This is a genomic window from Chryseobacterium pyrolae, assembly GCF_025153485.1.
Lineage (GTDB): Bacteria > Bacteroidota > Bacteroidia > Flavobacteriales > Weeksellaceae > Chryseobacterium > Chryseobacterium antibioticum.
The window spans coordinates 14,232-33,094 of the sequence record NZ_JANZQH010000002.1 but is presented as its reverse complement, the minus strand read 5'-3'; the positions used below and the strand labels follow the sequence as shown (position 1 = coordinate 33,094).

The window sequence follows — 18,863 nt, the reverse complement described above, 5'->3', positions numbered from 1 at the left end:
GGAATTGTTTTGTACAACAAATTCTTTAAAATGATTTTAAAATTACATTTGAATACTTTTTTTATAGAATTATTTGAAGAAATAGAGGTGAGAAACGGGGAAAAGAGAAAAGCACCTTTAAAAGATGCTTTTGTAGTATAAAGTTTATTCTGAATCTTTGTCAGCCAGCGAAGCTTTCAGTTTCTGAAGTTCAGCTTTTATAAATTCAAGACGGTCAATAATGGTAACCGTTTCAGAAATTTTACTGTTGGTGGTCAAAGCAATCCTTGCACCATCCAGTGTATAGCCCTTTTCTTTTACCAAATGGTAAATCATCTGCAGGTTTTTGATATCTTCAGGCGTAAAGTAGCGGTTTCCTTTTTTATTCTTTTTAGGCTTAATGATAGGGAACTCCTGTTCCCAATATCGTATAAGTGAGGTGTTTACATCAAAAGCTTTTGCAACTTCTCCTATAGAGTAATACAGTTTGTCAGCTAAGTTTATCTTCATTGTACGAATCCTAAAAGCCAAAGATAAAAATTTTTTAAATTCTATCATAAATATACACCTGTAAATATCTCTGTAAATGTTCTGTATAAGGGAGATTTATTTCATTATGTCAATTTTTTTTTGAGTTATTGTCACAGATTTATATGAAAATTACACATAATCAGATTTTTATATGCTTTAATTTTATTAAATTAGAGGACAACAAATCACTTTTTTATGAAATATTATTTCTTTATTTCCATGCTAATGGTTCCTTTTTTAGGATATTCGCAATGGGCAAAAACATCCGTGAGAACGCAAAAAGTAAAGCCTTCTCAGGAAAAATTAGAATATGCAGCTCTGTATTCATTAGATGCTGATCAACTCAAGCTTACCCTGAAAGATGCTCCTGAGCGTTTTTCCAGATCAAAAGGTGTGATTATTTCACTTCCTACGGCTGCAGGTAAAATTGAAAAATTTCAAGTCTGGGAATCCTCTAATATGGATCCTGCACTTCAGAAAAAATACCCGGATATCAAATCATATGTTGGAGCCGGTATAGATGACCCTTCAGTATATCTAAGATTCAGTATGTCGCCGGTAGGATTTTCATCCATGATCACGCGGTCCGGTCTTTCTGAGTTCATTGAGCCTTACACCGAAGACAGAACGGTTTATGCAGTCTTTGACTCCAATGCAAAAAGAGGTCAGGATAAAGAGCCGTTTGAATGTTCTGTTGAAGAGGTTGTAGAGAAAAGTGCTGCTGAAAAAAAAAACGAAAGTGTCAATAAGAAATTAGCGGGTTTTAATATTTTCAGGCTTGCATTGTCTTGTACCGGGGAATATGCCCAGTATCATTTAACGGCAACGGGCACTCCGGCCGGAGCCACAGATGCTCAAAAAATGGCAGTGGTTCTTGCCGCCATGAATGCATCACTCACTAGGCTGAACGGTGTTTTTGAAAAAGACCTGTCCTTTCACTTTAACCTGATAGCAGGAAACGAAGCGATTATGTTTTTAGACCCTGCGACAGATCCTTATACGAGCGGAGGCCCCAACGAGGCTCATGCTCAAATATCAGCAAGAATAGCTTCTGAAAATTATGATATGGGGCATCTCATAGATAAAAAAGGAGGGAACGGATCTGCCGGAGTAGGGGTTATCTGTAATAACGGCTCAAAAGGAGCGGGATGGACTGCTCATAATTTTCCGGAAGGAGATAAGTTTGATATAGACTATGTTGCTCATGAAATGGGACATCAGCTGGGTGCAGGACACTCTTATACGTACAGATCCGCACAGGCAGACCAGAAAGTAGAGCCGGGAAGCGGGAGCACAATTATGGCTTATACGGGGATAACAACTGCTTCAGATGTTCAGTTCAATTCCAATGATTATTTTCATACCAACAGTGTTACACAGATTAGAAATAAGCTAAACAGTATTGCTTGTGGGGTCAATGCTCCTTTTACCAACCCAGCTCCAGGTATTAATGCCGGTGCTGATTATACCATTCCGAAATCTACTCCATTTGTTTTAAGTGCCATTACAACCGATGCCAATACTGCTGCTTATACTTATACATGGGAACAGGCAGACCAGGCAGCTGCAGCTCAGATTGGAGCAGGAGATATTTCGGTAGCCTATCCTACAAAACCAACGGGGCCTACTTTCAGATCTTTTACTCCGATAAGCTCTCCCGTAAGATATTTCCCTGATTTTAATAAAGTGCTGGCGGGTGTGTTATCAACCCGTTGGGAAACAGTATCAAGTGTAGCCAGAAGTCTTAATTTTGCTGCTACAGTAAGAAACAACAATCCAATACAGCCACAGGTATCCAAAGATGCAATGGCGATAACAGTAGATGCAGCTTCTGGTCCTTTTCAGGTGACAGCTCCGGTGTTCGGACAGTCATTAAGCTCAGGTGGGACCATTAATGTGACCTGGGATGTTGCCAATACCAATCAGGCTCCTGTAAACACCGCCAATGTGAATATTAAATTATCTAAAGACGGTGGGCAAACCTTTACAACCATTGTAGCCAATACTCCTAATGACGGCAATGAGCAGGTAGTTATTCCTACAGGATCTCTTTCTGCTAATGCTTATATTTTGGTGGAAGCAGTAGGAAATGTTTATTACGCGGTAAGCCCAAGTTTTGTTATTGATTATACCGTGACAGGCGAAACCTGTAATACATATACTTACGGCGGAGCGGCTGTAGCGATTACAGACAGTCCCGGTGGCGGAGGTATATCAGCCCCTAGAATAAATATTCCGTTGATGGTCAACAATACCGGAACCATTACTAAGATAAAAGTAACTCCTTCTATTACCCATCCCAACATAAGCCAGCTGGCGGTAGGAATTGAAAGTCCGGTAGGATCTTCAGCTCTTTTCTGGAACAGACAATGCTCCGGACAGTCAGGAATCACAGCTTCATTCAGTGAAGCAGGAAATGCTGTAGCATGTGCATCGCCTCTTTCAGGAGAAACAAGATCAAATGAATCTCTGGCTATATTTAAAGGACATAAAGCTCAGGGAGAATGGAAACTTTTCGCAACGGATAATAACCCCGGAAGTACAGGAACTGTTACCGCATGGTCTCTTGAAGTATGTACAAGAGAAACCCAGAGTTTAGGAACCCATGATGTTTCTTCTCCATTGGCAGATGATATCAAAATTTATCCTAATCCAAGTGACGGTAACTTCTTCATTAAATCCAGAAACTTAAAAGGAGAAGTAAAAGTGGGAATGTTTGATGCCAGTGGAAGATTGGTATTCTCATCTGCTTACCAAAGCGAAGGAAACAGTACAAAAGAATTTAATGTTAATGTTCCAAAAGGCGTTTATGTGATCAGCATCAACTCTTCAAAAGGAGCTTACAACACTAAGCTTGTCATCAAATAACAGATTAATAATTTCTGAATAAAGGACCCGTTTTCACGGGTCTTTTTTTGTGCAGATTTGCGTTATCATTCTTTTTACAGTACTTTTATACGATAACTACGATCCGTTTATTATCCGTAATGAATTCCATCTCTGTCCTTCATATTGAGCTTTTCCAGTCCGGCAGGAATACATCAGATTTTTATTTCAATACCATGAAAGAACATCTGGTGGTGGGGCACCGTCACATTGAAAAACCACACCGTCATGATTTTTATGCTGCTGTTCTTTTCACAAAAGGGAAGGGAATTCATGAGATAGACTTCCAGAAATATGAAGTTTCCGGGGGAAGTCTTTTCTTTCTGTCTCCGGGACAGATTCACAGCTGGGAACTTTCGGAAGATATTGACGGATATATTTTCTTTTGCTCACAGGAATTTTATGAGATGCATTATGTGAGTCAGAAACTCCGGAATTTTCCTTTTTTTGGATCCGTATCTTTTCCAAGAAAACTGCAGCTGGATATTGAGGAGCTGAGAAAAAATGACATCTTATTTCAGGAGCTGGGAAGAGAACATCAGTCCCAGAATGTGATGAAAGAAGGACTGATTCTCTCGATGATGTCTCAGATTTTCATCAATGCGACAAGGCTGTTTTCAAAAGATATTGATATGCGTTCTTCTTCTGCGAGTCTTTCTTATTTTAAACATTATCAGGATTTTGAAAATCTGATAGAACAGCACTTTACTGAGCAGAAATCTATTTCTCATTATGCATCTTTATTAGGAATTACTCCAAAGCACCTGAACAGAATTGCTCAGACTGTTATTCAGAAAACAGCAACCGATGTTATTACCGAAAGAGTTGTGCTGGAAGCTAAAAGGATGTTGATGTATCTTGATGAAAGTCTCGTGGAAATTGCTTTCAGGCTTGGTTATGAAGAATATTCCTACTTTGTAAGAGTATTCCGGAAAAGCTCCGGAATGACTCCTACTCAGTTTATGAGAAAATACAAGGCTTAAAATTTAATATTTAAAGATAGGAGAAGGAAGACTGAAGATAGATGTTTATCGAAGCCAAATCTCTCGTCTAGTGTCTGAAATCTGAAATCTGCCATCTGATATCTAACATCTTGATTCTTTCGTACTCCTACAACATAAGTTTAAACGGACCCTCAAACGTAGTGTCAAATGAATCCAGCATTTCCCCCTTTTCGTCGAAGACACCGATCACCATATTCTGCTTGGAAAATTGAATATCTTCTTCGGGGAAGGTAATATTGATGTTTCCTTTCAGAATCTCGTCCCCTTTCAGAATAATTTTTTCAGAACCGAAATAATTGATTTCTGCATGGGCTGGAGTCAGTACCTTAATGGTCAGGATCTTTTTCTCGTTCGACTTGTTTAAAAGGGTATAAATAAAAGTATTTGTGATTTTACCGTCTTTAATAAAGAACGTGGAACCGGCCGGTTTGATGAATTTGGCCTCCATAGAGCCGCGGTCATACATTAAGAAACCTAAAAATCCAATCAGTAGGGCAAGAAATACGGTTGTAACTTTCATTCTTGAGGTAAATTTGAACGTTTCCTGATTTTCAATTTCTGCTTCTGTGGCATAACGGACCAGTCCTTTTGGAAGTCCTACTTTTTCCATCACCTCGTCACAGGCATCTATACAGGCTGTACAGTTTACACATTCTAATTGCTGTCCATTTCTGATATCAATACCGGTAGGACAGACTACAACACACTGGTGGCAATCGATGCAGTCTCCTTTTCCTTCTGCTTTACGGTCTTCATTATTTCTCCATTTTGAACGGCCTTCTCCTCTTTTGAAATCATAATACACATTAATGGTCTGTTTGTCAATCAATACCCCTTGAAGTCTTCCGTATGGGCATACCAATGTACAAACCTGCTCACGGAGCCAGGCGAAAACAAAGTAGAAGGTCATAGTGAAAAATAGCATGACCAGGAATTTCATGGAATGATGTTCAGGACCTTCAGCCATGATCCGGAATACTTCCTTGTAACCAACGATGTACATAAACATAAAGTGAGCAATCGTTAATGAAATGAATGCAAACGCAGACCATTTTAATAGCCTTTTTCTGATTTTTTCGGCGTCCCATTCTTGTCTATCCAGCTTCATTTGTTTATTCCGGTCACCTTCGATCCAGTATTCAATTTTTCGGAATACCATTTCCATGAAAAGGGTTTGCGGACAGAGCCACCCGCAGAATATTCTTCCGAAAACTACTGTGAAAAGCATCACGAAAATAACAGATGTAACAGCTCCGAGTGCCAGGATAAAGAAATCCTGAAGATAAAAAGGTTGTCCAAGAATAAAAAACCTCCTGTCGATCAGATTGATCAGAAGAAAAGGATTGCCGTTGATTTTCACAAATGGCAGTCCGAAAAATATAGCAAGCATAAGATAACTCGCATAATTCCTGTAGTTTGTGTATTTTCCTTTCGGTTTTCGTGGAAAGACCCATTTTCTTTTTCCCGTTTCATCCATGGTTCCCACCGAATTCCTAAACGTGTCGTTTTCTATTTCTACGAATTTGCTGCTGCCTGATTCTGCACTCATTGCGGTACTTTTGTTAAGTTAAAAAAGTATTAATGTGATATTTGAGGCTGGATCAAGCTGTTTTTTCAGTCAGTTTCAAAAAGGAAAAAGAAGTGTTGATCTTACCATGGCAAAGGTCCGGATAAAACTGTTTTTTAACTAATACCATCTGCTTCAAAAATAGTACAATTGGGACATTTGTTATTTTGAATTTTAATAGATCAAACTGAGAAAATATATTTGATTCTTAAAGGTGATATTGTAACTTGCCGTCATTAAAAGGGGAAGAATGAAAAATATATGCAGAATAAGCATGGTTGGTTTGGTTTTCGCATTGCTAAACTGTCAATCAGTAAATTACAACAAAATGTTTTATGAAGATGCACAGCCGGAGAAGATTTCGGACCAATTCACTTTTACAGAAGGACCGTCTTCGGATAAACAAGGGAATGTTTATTTTACTGACCAGCCTAATGACAAGATCTACTACTGGGATTGGAAGACCAATAAGGTGATAGAGTTTTTAGGAAAAACAGGGAGAGCCAACGGTACTCATTTCGATAAAGACGGAAATCTGATCACTTGTTCCGATGATCAGGGAGAGATCTGGAGAATTTCAAAAGATAAAAAAGTAGAAGTCATCCTAAAAGGTTTTGAAGGAAAAAGATTCAATGGGCCTAATGATGTCTGGAATGATTCATCCGGTGGAATGTATTTTACAGATCCCTTGTATAAAAGAGATTATTGGGTAGATTTTAAACAGGAAATCGCACACAAAAGTCTCTACTACAGAACTAAAGAAGGTAAGACCGTTAAACTGCAAACTTTTGTACAGCCAAACGGAATAGTGGGAAGCGAAATATTTAAGAAACTGTATATTTCAGATATTGATGCCGGAAAAACCTATGTATACGATATCCTTGGTGAGGGAAAACTTTCCGAAAGAAGACTGTTTTGTGAAATGGGTTCAGACGGGATGACATTGGATAAGCATGGAAACCTTTATTTAACCGGTAAGGGCGTGCATATTTTCAATCTTAAAGGGAGAAAGCTTTATCATATTCCTATTGAAGAAGAATGGACCTCTAATGTAACTTTTGGAGGAGAAAATAACAATGTATTGTTTATTACGGCTTCAAAATCAGTTTATACTTTACGGACTAAAGTGAGAGGGGTAAAATAACGTCATTGATATAAAAAAATAAGCCCGTTTTGGGCTTATTTGTATTTTTAATATATAAACAAAGGGGTTTCAATTGACATCCTTTCGTTAGAAAAATAAAAATTTAAATAGGTTTTTATAAAAAATAGCTATTAACTAATCTATTCAGGGTAATGCACTGCTTTATCTAGTTCTATTGGATTATATGTGCTTCGGAAATATTTTTTTTTCTCTGCTATAATCTTGTAAATTTCTTCTTTAGTAATGATATTACCGGTTTTGTTATCAGTAAAACTTGTCCCTTCATCTAAATAATCAGATCCTATTTTATCATATCTATTAAGCAATAATTTTTGGTATTGTATTGATGTAATAAGTTTTGGATTCTTGTAATAGTTTAATATTGTGTCATTTTTTTGGTTTCCTTTAATGTTTTTTATTTCAATTAATGTATAATGGTAATCATTTTTTTTATCATAAACCTCGTAAACCAAACCAGGTAATTGATTAAATTTATACGGTCCTTCAGGAATAGAAATTTCACTATTAAACCAAGCAATCCATTCTCTACCTCCAAATTTTCCTACCGCTTTTTTTAAAACAACATTGGGCTTAACTATTTTTGTGCTATCAAGTATTTTCCAATTAATTTTATCATCAGATTCTAATTTAAAATTCATTCTTTCCTCACTTATAAAATAGGTATTTTTAGAATTTCCCATTTTTCGTAGAAGAGTTTGGCTTACATAATCATTAATCTTTATCAAACCATTTTGTTGAATTATAGTATCAGATTCAAAGAAATCAGGATAAAAAGAAGCTGTGTTAGCTTCTATTTTTAGAATCATTTTTTCTTCAATAGGAGGCTCTTTTTGTAATAAATCTTGTTTATATTTTAGTTCGTAATAAATTTTACTGTGCTGAGAAAATAGATTTAGAGAAAGTAGTAAAAAAAGTAACGTTATTTTTTTGAATTCCATAAAAATTATATTTATTATAAATGACTATCTAAATCCTAAATGGATAAATGGTTATGAGTAAACTAGCATTCATGATAACTTTGCTCATAATACTTATTCTCTTACCATGCTTAACATGAGATAAAATTACTTATTTTTTAATAGTTCAAATGTTATCTTTTCATTAACATTCCTAAACGTTTTTTTTGCTCTAGGCATTTGTATTATTTTAGCAATATAATTTTTAAGAAGAGAAATACATAAACACAAAAGTACAATATGACGGAATTTGTTCCCGACCAAACAGATGATGCCAATAGTAATATTTTACGAGTCCAGTCAGTCGTTTTGAGAATGTTGAAAGTCTTTAGTTCAATATGTGATAGGCATAAAATTAATTATTGGTTGGAATATGGAACTTTGTTAGGAAGTATAAGGCATAAAGGATTTATTCCGTGGGATTATGAAGCTGATGTTGGAATGTTACGAGAAGATTTTGAAAAATTCTTATTAGTATGTGATGAAATACCTTCTGATATTTTTTTTCAGACAAAAGATACAGATCCAGAATATTTATTATTTTCTGTTTTTGTAGAAGCAAAGTTTAGACATAAATATAGTTGTTATGTTGATGAGACTATTGATAGGTTCTCTTCAGAAAAGAATTGTTTTAATAGAGGAATATCATTAGATATTTTTGTTTATGATCTTTATAATTTTGAAGGAACATTATGTTTATTTAATGGTTTTGAAAAGAATATAACAGGAGGAAAGTCTTATTTTAAAATTGAAGAAATCGAAGAATTAATTCTACAAAAGTTTGAAGACTCTTCTTTTTTTATTCCGATAGGATTTAATGCCTACTTAAAAAGAAACTATGATGACTATTTAATACTTCCTCCACTTCATGAAAGAAGGTCTCCTCGTTTTGAAATATTTTACCCATAATAATGTTTAGGTATATAGTGGAAATTAAAATCAATTAATTTTTATGATAGCAATAATTTTAGCTGCTGGATCTGGAAGAAGATTGAGTATAAAGAAACCCAAAGGGTTACTAAATGTGGGACAGCATCCTCTTATTTATTATTCTATAAGAAACTTGATTAAAACAAAAAAAATTAAGGATATCTATGTAGTGATAGGTTATGAGTTTATTAAATATGAAAATTATTTTAACTCATTTAATTTTGATACTTCAGTCAACATTAAAACGATTAAAAATGATTTATTTGAAACTTCAGGTTCAATGTTCTCTCTTTATCTTGCTTTACAAGAATTAATTAAAGCAAGTAAAAATAATGTAAATCAGAATGTAATTATTTTAGATTCAGATATTATATATGATTATGATGAATTCTATTCTTATATTACAAACTCATACACAAATGCCATTTTTGCAACTAATGTAGCACCCGAGCGTTATGATGCTTGCTATATAAAAGAAAATAATGACAGCTATTTAGAGCACATATCAAAAGATATAAATTCTATTGGTTTTTCGGAGAAAACTACTTTGTGGGAACATATAGGAATAACTAAAACATCTGCTGATTCGATTAAAGTAATTAGGGATTATTGCAAGAAGGTTTTTGATGACTCAAATTCATTTCAACATGAATATGATAATATTTTTGAAAACTTATCATCTAATTATAAAGTATGTAAATACGAAAATTATATTTGGACAGAAGTAGATGATGATTTACAGCTTAACTATTTAATAACCAATATATACCCTAAGCTTAATATATAAAAATGATATTATCAGAAGTTGAAGAAGAAATTAAGAATAAATTAAAGGAGTTAAAAAGTGAAAACGGATTACATTCTCTTTCTATTCAAGAAATAGGAAGCAATCTAGGTATAAAAGTCAATATAGATGCCTGCTACTTGTCTAATCCATATTCGTAAGATTTGGTATACTAATGGCTCCAAACAAGAATAAATAAAGAAACATTAATGTATTATCCACTATCTAATACTCATTTAGCAAAGTATATTGGTTCTTGGAGAAGACTTGATTATAAAAGAATTTTGGTTGGTAATGGGGTTATAGAAATTATTTATAACATTTTAAACTCTATTAAAAATAAAAAAAATAATCACACCAACGCCTTTATTTTCAATGTATTATGAGGTTTTAGAAGTGGATAATGAAATGTTTTATTATTCAGTATCAAAAGCAGATGAATTTCGAATAAAAGTTAATTCTTTTTTAGAATTTATTGGTGAATGCAACCCAGACTACATAATTTTAATAAACCCATCCAATCCTTCGTGAAAACCCCTTTCAATCAATGAATTGTTTATTGTTTATTGTTAATTAAATTTAAAATTAGAGCTGGAAAAATAATTTATAATTTTGTATCAAACTAAACAAACAAACAAAATAAACTATTATGAAAAAATTAAAATTTTCACAAGAAATGCTTGAACATGCAACTACGCTTTCACGAGAAGAATTAAAAACTGTATTTGGTGGGGATGATACTAGAACATGTAATGTTTATTGTACACATTCGCAGGTTAGTATTACAAATTGTGTAGGTAAATGTGAATCTAATTCAGGTTGGTTTGGTAGTACTCCAACAATTTCTTGCGTTGGTCCTAATAACACTCTCACAAAAAATTGTTAATAATTAAAAAGTAATGAATTTACAGAAAATTTTGATTATCAAGAATGATGATACACGAAATTTGATGTAATTTTTGTGAAGAGTATAAGACTTACAAAAAAATCCTTGCTAATTAGTAAGGATTTTTTTGTAGAAAATAGGAATATTTTACTATTACTTAAAAGAGTATTAAAATTAATTTTTTATACAATAAATGGATAATTTTTCACTCTAATTAGTTTTCGATTGTTTACTTATAATTAATAGGCTACTTCCATTTTCACTTTCTTACCCTTCAGTTTCTCAGTGCTTAATTTCTTTAAAACAAAACTCACTTTATTTCTGGAAACCGCAACATAAGAAGTGGTGTCTTTCACTTCAATAATGCCGATATCTTCTTTCTGCAGTTCTCCTTTTTTAATAAGATACCCTACAATATCCACTTTATTGACTTTGTCCTTTTTTCCTGCGCTGATATAGATCGTTTGGAAAGGTGTTTTTTCCGGAACTGTATTAAAATCGATAACACTTTCTTCCGGTGTGTTGCTTTTAATGAACGGGAAATTTTCGTCCTCAGTCATGATCAGATAGGCAAAACCTTTTGCGTTCATTCTTGCGGTACGGCCGTTTCTGTGGATAAAGGCATCTTCTTTTGAGGGAAGCTGGTAATGAACAATAGATTCCACTTCAGGAACATCAAGACCACGTGATGCCAGATCTGTAGTGATCAAAATTCTTGCAGAATCATTTCTGAATTTCAGAAGGGCACGTTCTCTTTCATCCTGCTCCATACCACCATGGAAAGTTTCCCTGTCAATTCCTTTATCAGCCAGAAGGTCAGAAATACGGTCTACAGCCTCACGGTGATTACAGAAAATTAATGTTCTTTTATTACCGATTTTACAGATTAAATTAAATAAAGTATCTAGCTTTTCTTCAGAAATCGTCATTACTTTTCGCAATTGAATATCTGGTTTTGCATCCCCTAACTTTAAGAAATTAATGATCTTTTCATTTTTCAATCCTGTGAACTTTGGAATTTCATCCATTGCTGTCGCAGAAGTCAGAATTCTTTGGGAAAGACCTCTTAAAGAACCGGTAATAAATTCCATATCTTCATGAAAACCTAATTCCAGTGCTTTATCAAATTCATCCAAAACTAACGTCTTGATCGTTTTAGGATCAAAATTGTCATTTCTTACATGGTAAGCGACTCTTCCCGGAGTTCCGATTAAAACAGCCGGAGCTTCAATTAAATTATTGACCTCAATTTTTTTATCATGTCCGCCATAGCATACAGAAACTTTAAAATCTGTTCCCATGGATTTGAAAACCTGCTCAATTTGTAATGCCAATTCTCTTGCAGGAACTAAAATGAGTGCCTGAATTCCTGAACCCTCTTTTTTCAGATTTCTAAGAACCGGAAATAAGAAGGCAAGTGTCTTCCCTGAACCTGTAGGAGACAGCAGAACAACATCTGTATTGTTCTCAGTAGTTTTATATGTAGATTTCTGCATCTGATTCAGATCCTGAATCTGCAGTTTTTGATAAATTGATTCTAATTCCATTTTGCAAAGGTAGACCATTTTGTTTTTTATGGAAAATCCATTTAATATTTATTTGAAGTACGGTTTTCCGTAATGACCTGGAACTTATTGACAATACATTTGAAATAAGAAATTTTTAATGTATTAAAATAATATCCAGCAAAATGAAACTATACCAAACACTTGAAAATCAAATTAAAAAAGAACCCAATTATGTTTCCGATAATGGAGAAGTTAAAAAATGGGTGGTACTCAATAAAGCACAAAATTTTGATGAAGAACTGATTGGATTGTTATTAGACGATTCAGATTTGAAAGAAAAATTTTTCATTAAGGTAAAAGATGTTTTGATATTTAACCAAAATCTTTTCATCCAATTTCTTGAACAGAAAAATTATCTCAACGACAGCTACACTCAGTTTAAGAATAAAGTTGGTTTATCGATTGATGGCAAATATATGAAACAACGCAACGAAGTAGCTTTGGTTTGGCCATTTAAGGATTGTGTTTTGGAAGGTGGGCAAAGCCGTGAAGAGGATAAAAGAGAAGAAATTTTCTTTAATGAAACTTTAGCGCAGGACGAGATTACCGAATTACTTGATCCAAAAGTTTTTACCAATGCCAAGCTATTTGATAAAGATGGTGAAAAGAGTTTTGACCAATTTAATAGAAATGAAAACGGAACGATTACGGATAACCTTATTATCAAAGGAAATAATCTTCTCGCATTGCATTCTCTAAAGAAAGAATTTGCCGGAAAAGTGAAGCTTATTTACATTGATCCGCCTTATTATTTTAATAATACAGTTGATACAGATAGCTTTAAATATAATTCAAATTTTAAACTTTCAACTTGGCTAACATTTATGAAAAATAGATTGGAAGTCTCAAAAAGTTTATTAAAAGATGAGGGATTTATATTTATTCAAATTAAAACTGACGGATATGCTCATTTGAAAATTTTGGCTGATTCAATATTTGGGTCTAATAATTTAGTAAATAGCATTTCAGTTAAAATGAGTGAAAGTTCTGGTGTTAAAATGGCTCATGTAGATAAACGACTTGCTAATGTTTTTGAGCATATTTTAGTTTATTCAAAAAGTAGAAGTAGCAAAATTAACCCAATAAAAATTGAAAAATCAGATGAAGAAGAAAATTCAAAACTTGAAAAATATTTAAATTATTATTCTAAGATTATTATTGATAAATCAAAACCTGTGGAGGAGTGGGAAATTATGTCTATAGACAAGTATTTTGAGATTAATAATTTGAAAAAACCGTGTGATAATTACAAGGAATTTAAAATAAGTAATGCTAATAAAATAGTTTATAGAACGAATAATAGTTCTTTTGAAAAATTAAATATAAAGAAAAAACTTGCGAAAATTACTTCTGCAAGAGGAATAGAATATATATGGTGGGAGGGTAAACAAATGCTATTTTTAGAAGATTATATAAGCGAATATTTATGTGATTTATGGTTAGATATTAGTACGATTAATTTAAATAAAGAAGGTGGAGTTGATTTACCAAATGGGAAAAAACCAGAAAAGTTAATAGAACGAATAATTAATTTGTGCACAACAAAAAATGATATAGTGTTGGACTATCATTTAGGAAGTGGTACAACTGCAGCCGTTGCCCACAAAATGGAAAGGCAATATATTGGACTTGAACAAATTGATTATGGTGATAATGATTGTACAATAAGGATAAACAATGTTATTAGAGGCGAACAAGGTGGCATTTCCAAATCTGTCAACTGGCAAGGCGGCGGTTCATTCATTTACCTTGAACTTAAAAAATACAACCAAATATTTATCGAGAAAATCGAAGAAGCAGAAAATTCTGAAAGTCTTCTGCAAATCTGGGAAGAAATGAAAACGAAATCCTTCCTTAATTACAATATTGATATCAAAAAGCAAGTGCAATATCTCGAAGATTTTAAAGCATTAAATCTAAAGGAACAAAAACAACATCTTTGCGAGCTGCTCAACAAAAATCAACTGTATGTCAATCTCTCTTCACTTAACGATGTGAATTTTGAGTGTACACCGGAAGAAAATAAAGTAACAAGAGATTTTTACCAAATAAAAAAATAACAAATGGCATTTCTATACGATACACTTTTACAGGAATTCGGAAAAAGAGCCATTTCTCAGATTTCAATTCCAACACAAATTTCAGATAATTTGAAATTTAGCCAAAGACCTTATCAGCAGGAAGCATTTCAGCGTTTTATTCTCTGTCATTCAGAAAGTTTTGTTGGAAAACCCAATAAACCACTTCATTTACTTTACAATATGGCAACAGGAAGCGGAAAAACTCTGGTGATGGCAGGCTTGATGCTTCAGTTGTATGAAAAAGGATACCGAAATTTTCTGTTTTTTGTGAATAGCAACAATATCATCCAGAAAACGAAAGATAATTTTCTCAATCCGCAAACGTCTAAATATCTGTTTAATGATAAAGTGGTCATCAACGGAAAAGAAGTCTTTCTGAAACAGATTGATAATTTTGATGAAGCTGATCATGAGAATATCAATATCAAATTTACAACCATCCAACAGCTGCATATCGATTTGAATAATACCAAAGAAAACAGCGTTACTTACGAAGATTTTGCAGATAAAAAAATAGTAATGATTGCCGATGAGGCGCATCACTTAAGCAGTGGTACAAAAGCTGGAAATCTTTTTGGAAGTTGGGAGGAAACCGTTTTAAAAATACTTCATCAGAATTTTGACAATATCCTTTTGGAGTTTACGGCAACTCTGGATTATGAAAGTCGGGAAATTATCAATAAGTATAAAGATAAAGTAATTTATAAATATGATCTTTCGCAATTCAGAACAGATAAATTTTCTAAAGAAATCAATCTTGTCCGCTCCTTGTATGATGAAAAAGAACGCATCATTCAGGCATTGATTCTTAACTTATACCGTCAGGAATTGGCAACGATTAACAATATTAATTTAAAACCTGTTATTCTTTTTAAAGCAAAGAAAACGATTAAAGAATCGGAACAAAATAAAGAAAATTTCCACAAATTGATTGATGATTTATCTGAATTGATGATCGAGAAGATAAAGAAAACGTCTACGGTTCCCATTGTTCAGAAGGCTTTTCAGTTTTTTGAAACTAAGAATATTTCATTGGATGAGATTGCAAAACGAATTCATACCAATTTCCGGGAAGAAAATTGTCTGAGTGCGAATAATGATTCTGAGGCAGAGAAAAATCAGATTTTACTCAATACTTTAGAAGATGAAAATAACCCGATTCGTGCTGTATTTGCCGTTCAAAAATTGAACGAAGGTTGGGATGTTCTTAACTTGTTTGATATTGTAAGGTTATACGAAGACCGTGACGGAAAAGATGGAAATCCTGGTAAAACAACACTTTCGGAAGCTCAATTGATTGGTCGCGGAGCGAGATATTATCCTTTTGCACTGGAAGAAGGCGAAGATAAATTTGTCCGTAAATATGATGATGACATTTCAAATGATTTAAAAATACTGGAAGAACTTTATTATCATACCAAAGAAGACAGCCGTTATATTTCAGAATTAAAAAAAGCTTTGGTAGAAACAGGAATTTATGAAGACGATGTCAATCTCGAAACCAAAAAACTCACTTTAAAGCCAATATTTAAGAATTCTGAATTATATAAAAAAGGGTATGTTTTTTCCAATAAAAAGTTGCCCAAAAATTTTGATAAAGTAAAATCGTTTGTGGATTTGGGCGTTACAAAAACCAATTATCGACATCAGCTTTCTTCAGGTTCCGGAAGAGTTTCCAGTGTGTTTTTTGAATCAGAAAGTCCTGTTACTTCTGATGAGGTTATGAAGTCTAAAGAAGTGAAACTTGTAAGTATTCAAAAACACGTTATCAGATACGCCTTAAGCCACAATCCATTTTATTATTTCAATAACCTTTCACATTACTTTCCAAATCTTCGCTCACTTTCAGATTTTATTGAAGGTAAAGAATATTTAGGAAATTTAGAAATCACGTTCATAGGAAGTTATAACCGTCTTCAGGAAATTTCACATTTTGATTATCTTCAGGCATTGAACGGACTTTTGCAAAGTATAGAAGTTGAAATTAAAAATAATTCTACGGATTATGAAGGTTCAGAATATTATGCGCAACCTATTCGTCAGGTTTTCAGAGATAAAGAAATCAGGGTAAACAAATACAGCGAAAGAGCAAAAAGTCAATCAGAAACAAGCGATAAATTTAGAGTTAATTTAGACAAGGAAGATTGGTTTTCTTTCAACGATAATTTTGGAACTATTGAAGAAAAGGCATTTGTTTCATTATTTTCCAGACGTTTTGAAGGCTTCAGCCATAAGTTTGAAAATATTCATCTCATACGGAATGAAAGAGAAATTAAAATTTTTGATCAATATGGTCGGGCATTTGAACCGGATTTTTTACTGTTTTGTAGTGAACGAGCCAATAAGCAGCTGACTTTTCAAGTATTTATTGAACCTAAAGGAGCTCACTTAATAGGATATGACAAATGGAAAGAAGATTTTTTGAAGATCATAGGAAACGAGCAGAAATCTATTAAAATTTATACAGATACCTACAAAATTACAGCAGTTCCTTTCTATAATTACGGTAATGAAAATGAATTTAAGAAGGTTTTAGAAAGTACATTTGAAAAGTAAAATTATTGTATTTTGTTAAAATAATTTCCGTATCTTTGCACCACTTTTTGTGGGTAAGGTTTGAAATGGTAAATTATTATAAATTAATTACTTCCGTATTTTTTAAATCCACATTTATTCAAACCATTAAAAAAGAAGGAATACAAATTTTATTAGAAAATGTCAAAAGAGACAAATTCAGCAGAGGTTATTCTTAACCAAAACGTAGCACCAGAACAATTTGATTGGGATTCTTTCGAATCAGGTCTTGATGCAGATGCGAGAAAAGAAAAAAGCGATTTAGAGGAAATCTACAACGGATCTTTAAGCAGTTTAAATGATAACGACGTTATCACTGGTAAAGTTGTAAGATTAACTGATAAAGAAGCTATCGTAGACATCGACTTCAAATCAGAAGGTGTTATTTCTCTTAACGAATTCCGTTACAACCCAGGCCTAAAAGTAGGTGACGATGTGGAAGTAATGGTAGACAGAAGAGAAGACAAAACAGGACAATTACAGTTATCTCACAGAAAAGCTAGAACGCTTAAAGCTTGGGATAGAGTAAACGAACTTCACGAAACTGGAGAAATCGTTAACGGTTTTGTTAAGTCTAGAACTAAAGGTGGTATGATCGTTGACGTTCACGGAATCGAAGCATTCTTACCAGGTTCTCAAATTGATGTTAAGCCAATTAAAGATTACGATCAGTTCGTAGGTAAAACTATGGAGTTCAAAGTTGTGAAAATCAACCCTGAGTTCAAAAACGTAGTAGTATCTCACAAAGCATTGATCGAAGCAGATATCGAAGGTCAGAAAAAAGAAATCATCGCTCAGCTTGAAAAAGGTCAGGTTCTTGAAGGTACTGTTAAGAATATTACTTCTTACGGTGTATTCATTGACTTAGGAGGTGTTGATGGATTGATCCACATTACAGACCTTTCTTGGTCTAGAGTGAACCACCCATCTGAAATCCTTGAAGACGGACAGACTGTAAAAGTTGTTATCCTTGATTTCGATGACGAGAAAACAAGAATCCAGTTAGGTATGAAGCAATTAGAAGCTCATCCTTGGGATGCTCTTTCTGCTGACATGAAAGTTGGTGACAAAGTAAAAGGAAAAGTAGTAGTTCTTGCTGACTATGGTGCATTTGTAGAAATTGCTCCAGGTGTAGAAGGATTGATCCACGTTTCTGAAATGTCTTGGTCTACTCACTTAAGATCTGCAGGTGATTTCGTGAAAGTAGGTGATGAAGTTGAAGCTGAAGTATTAACTTTAGATAGAGAAGACAGAAAAATCTCTCTTGGTATCAAGCAATTATCTAAAGATCCATGGGAAAATATCGAAACTAAGTATCCATTAGGATCTAAGCATGTAGGAACTGTAAGAAACTTTACTAACTTTGGTGTATTCGTAGAGTTAGAAGAAGGTATCGACGGATTAATCTACATCTCTGATCTTTCTTGGACTAAGAAAATCAAGCATCCATCAGAATTCTGTGCAGTAGGTGATAAATTAGACGTTATCGTTCTTGAATTAGACACTCAGGCTAGAAGATTATCTTTAGGTCACAAGCAGTTAACAGAAAACCCTTGGGATAAATTCGAAACTAAATATGCTGAAGGTACTATCCACGCTGGTAAAGCTGTAGAAGTTCACGATAAAGGAGCTTCTGTACAGTTCGAAGACGTTGAAGTAGAAGCTTTCTGCCCATCAAGATTATTAGAGAAAGAAGATGGATCTAAAATCAAGAAAGGGGAAGATGCTCAGTTCAAAGTAATCGAATTCAACAAAGAATTCAAAAGAGTAGTAGTATCTCATACTGGTATCTTTAGAGACGAAGAGAAGAAAAACGTAAGAGAATCTTCTAACAACAGATCTAATAATACATCTTCTTCTTCAAACAATGAAGAAAGATCAACTCTTGGAGATATCGATGCATTAGCAGAATTGAAAAGAAAAATGGAAGAAGGTAAATAATCTTTGAACCA

The 18,863-nt window shown here is 33.6% G+C and carries 13 protein-coding genes; 9 read left to right on the top strand and 4 right to left on the bottom strand.

What is annotated here, in order from left to right; genetic code table 11:
• Nucleotides 1–144: 144 nt before the first annotated feature.
• Entirely contained in the window at nucleotides 145–489 is a 345-nt protein-coding gene (locus NZD88_RS03535; RefSeq protein ID WP_073335058.1) for a MerR family transcriptional regulator, read from the bottom strand.
• A 216-nt stretch (nucleotides 490–705) separates the two neighbouring features.
• On the opposite strand from NZD88_RS03535, the gene NZD88_RS03530 reads away from it, so the two are divergent.
• Both NZD88_RS03530 and NZD88_RS03525 read left to right on the top strand, forming a co-directional pair.
• Nucleotides 706–3,378 carry a reprolysin-like metallopeptidase gene (locus NZD88_RS03530; RefSeq protein WP_259827493.1) on the top strand — a complete coding sequence of 891 codons (2,673 nt, stop codon included), beginning with the start codon at nucleotides 706–708 and terminating at the stop codon, nucleotides 3,376–3,378.
• A 119-nt stretch (nucleotides 3,379–3,497) separates the two neighbouring features.
• Nucleotides 3,498–4,379: an AraC family transcriptional regulator gene (locus NZD88_RS03525; RefSeq protein ID WP_259827491.1), complete on the top strand. Its 882-nt coding sequence runs from the start codon at nucleotides 3,498–3,500 to the stop codon at nucleotides 4,377–4,379.
• 127 nt (nucleotides 4,380–4,506) lie between these two features.
• Here NZD88_RS03525 and ccoG read toward each other — a convergent pair whose 3' ends face one another.
• A complete protein-coding gene (gene ccoG / locus NZD88_RS03520; RefSeq protein ID WP_259827490.1) occupies nucleotides 4,507–5,949 on the bottom strand; it encodes a cytochrome c oxidase accessory protein CcoG in 1,443 nt (480 codons plus the stop codon).
• A 268-nt stretch (nucleotides 5,950–6,217) separates the two neighbouring features.
• On the opposite strand from ccoG, the gene NZD88_RS03515 reads away from it, so the two are divergent.
• Entirely contained in the window at nucleotides 6,218–7,111 is an 894-nt protein-coding gene (locus tag NZD88_RS03515) for an SMP-30/gluconolactonase/LRE family protein (protein WP_259827488.1), read from the top strand.
• A 140-nt stretch (nucleotides 7,112–7,251) separates the two neighbouring features.
• Here NZD88_RS03515 and NZD88_RS03510 read toward each other — a convergent pair whose 3' ends face one another.
• On the bottom strand, nucleotides 7,252–8,070 hold the full coding sequence (locus tag NZD88_RS03510; RefSeq protein WP_259827486.1) for a GLPGLI family protein: 819 nt from the start codon (nucleotides 8,068–8,070) through the stop codon (nucleotides 7,252–7,254).
• Between the two features lie 258 nt (nucleotides 8,071–8,328).
• Here NZD88_RS03510 and NZD88_RS03505 point away from each other — a divergent pair, with 258 nt between their 5' ends.
• The 3 genes from NZD88_RS03505 (at nucleotide 8,329) to NZD88_RS03495 (ending at nucleotide 10,688) form a co-directional block, all read left to right on the top strand.
• Nucleotides 8,329–8,997: a LicD family protein gene (locus NZD88_RS03505; RefSeq protein WP_259827485.1), complete on the top strand. Its 669-nt coding sequence runs from the start codon at nucleotides 8,329–8,331 to the stop codon at nucleotides 8,995–8,997.
• A gap of 43 nt (nucleotides 8,998–9,040) precedes the next feature.
• Nucleotides 9,041–9,805, top strand: a complete 765-nt coding sequence (locus NZD88_RS03500) for a sugar phosphate nucleotidyltransferase (RefSeq protein WP_259827483.1) — start codon at nucleotides 9,041–9,043, stop codon at nucleotides 9,803–9,805.
• A 646-nt stretch (nucleotides 9,806–10,451) separates the two neighbouring features.
• The gene (locus NZD88_RS03495) at nucleotides 10,452–10,688 is read left to right on the top strand and encodes a hypothetical protein (protein ID WP_169235979.1); all 237 of its coding nucleotides are present in this window, start codon (nucleotides 10,452–10,454) and stop codon (nucleotides 10,686–10,688) included.
• A 239-nt stretch (nucleotides 10,689–10,927) separates the two neighbouring features.
• On the opposite strand, the gene NZD88_RS03490 is transcribed toward NZD88_RS03495, so the two are convergent.
• Nucleotides 10,928–12,235, bottom strand: a complete 1,308-nt coding sequence (locus tag NZD88_RS03490; RefSeq protein WP_259827481.1) for a DEAD/DEAH box helicase — start codon at nucleotides 12,233–12,235, stop codon at nucleotides 10,928–10,930.
• 143 nt (nucleotides 12,236–12,378) lie between these two features.
• Here NZD88_RS03490 and NZD88_RS03485 point away from each other — a divergent pair, with 143 nt between their 5' ends.
• From NZD88_RS03485 to rpsA, 3 genes are all read left to right on the top strand, one after another.
• Nucleotides 12,379–14,316, top strand: coding sequence for a DNA methyltransferase (locus NZD88_RS03485; protein WP_259827480.1), 1,938 nt, complete (start codon nucleotides 12,379–12,381; stop codon nucleotides 14,314–14,316).
• A gap of 3 nt (nucleotides 14,317–14,319) precedes the next feature.
• Complete coding sequence (locus NZD88_RS03480) at nucleotides 14,320–16,893, top strand: DEAD/DEAH box helicase family protein (protein ID WP_259827478.1); 2,574 nt, start codon at nucleotides 14,320–14,322, stop codon at nucleotides 16,891–16,893.
• 159 nt (nucleotides 16,894–17,052) lie between these two features.
• Nucleotides 17,053–18,852, top strand: coding sequence for a 30S ribosomal protein S1 (rpsA, locus tag NZD88_RS03475; protein WP_259827476.1), 1,800 nt, complete (start codon nucleotides 17,053–17,055; stop codon nucleotides 18,850–18,852).
• The last annotated feature ends 11 nt before the right edge of the window (nucleotides 18,853–18,863 follow it).

Bases quoted from the DNA above. Each gene is read 5' to 3' on its own strand.
- ccoG (WP_259827490.1), bottom strand. From the start codon at position 5,949: ATGAGTGCAGAATCAGGCAGCAGCAAATTCGTAGAAATAGAAAACGAC.
- NZD88_RS03535 (WP_073335058.1), bottom strand. From the start codon at position 489: ATGAAGATAAACTTAGCTGACAAACTGTATTACTCTATAGGAGAAGTT.
- NZD88_RS03495 (WP_169235979.1), top strand. From the start codon at position 10,452: ATGAAAAAATTAAAATTTTCACAAGAAATGCTTGAACATGCAACTACG.
- rpsA (WP_259827476.1), top strand. From the start codon at position 17,053: ATGTCAAAAGAGACAAATTCAGCAGAGGTTATTCTTAACCAAAACGTA.
- NZD88_RS03525 (WP_259827491.1), top strand. From the start codon at position 3,498: ATGAATTCCATCTCTGTCCTTCATATTGAGCTTTTCCAGTCCGGCAGG.
- NZD88_RS03490 (WP_259827481.1), bottom strand. From the start codon at position 12,235: ATGGAATTAGAATCAATTTATCAAAAACTGCAGATTCAGGATCTGAAT.
- NZD88_RS03530 (WP_259827493.1), top strand. From the start codon at position 706: ATGAAATATTATTTCTTTATTTCCATGCTAATGGTTCCTTTTTTAGGA.
- NZD88_RS03515 (WP_259827488.1), top strand. From the start codon at position 6,218: ATGAAAAATATATGCAGAATAAGCATGGTTGGTTTGGTTTTCGCATTG.
- NZD88_RS03510 (WP_259827486.1), bottom strand. From the start codon at position 8,070: ATGGAATTCAAAAAAATAACGTTACTTTTTTTACTACTTTCTCTAAAT.
- NZD88_RS03505 (WP_259827485.1), top strand. From the start codon at position 8,329: ATGACGGAATTTGTTCCCGACCAAACAGATGATGCCAATAGTAATATT.
- NZD88_RS03485 (WP_259827480.1), top strand. From the start codon at position 12,379: ATGAAACTATACCAAACACTTGAAAATCAAATTAAAAAAGAACCCAAT.
- NZD88_RS03500 (WP_259827483.1), top strand. From the start codon at position 9,041: ATGATAGCAATAATTTTAGCTGCTGGATCTGGAAGAAGATTGAGTATA.
- NZD88_RS03480 (WP_259827478.1), top strand. From the start codon at position 14,320: ATGGCATTTCTATACGATACACTTTTACAGGAATTCGGAAAAAGAGCC.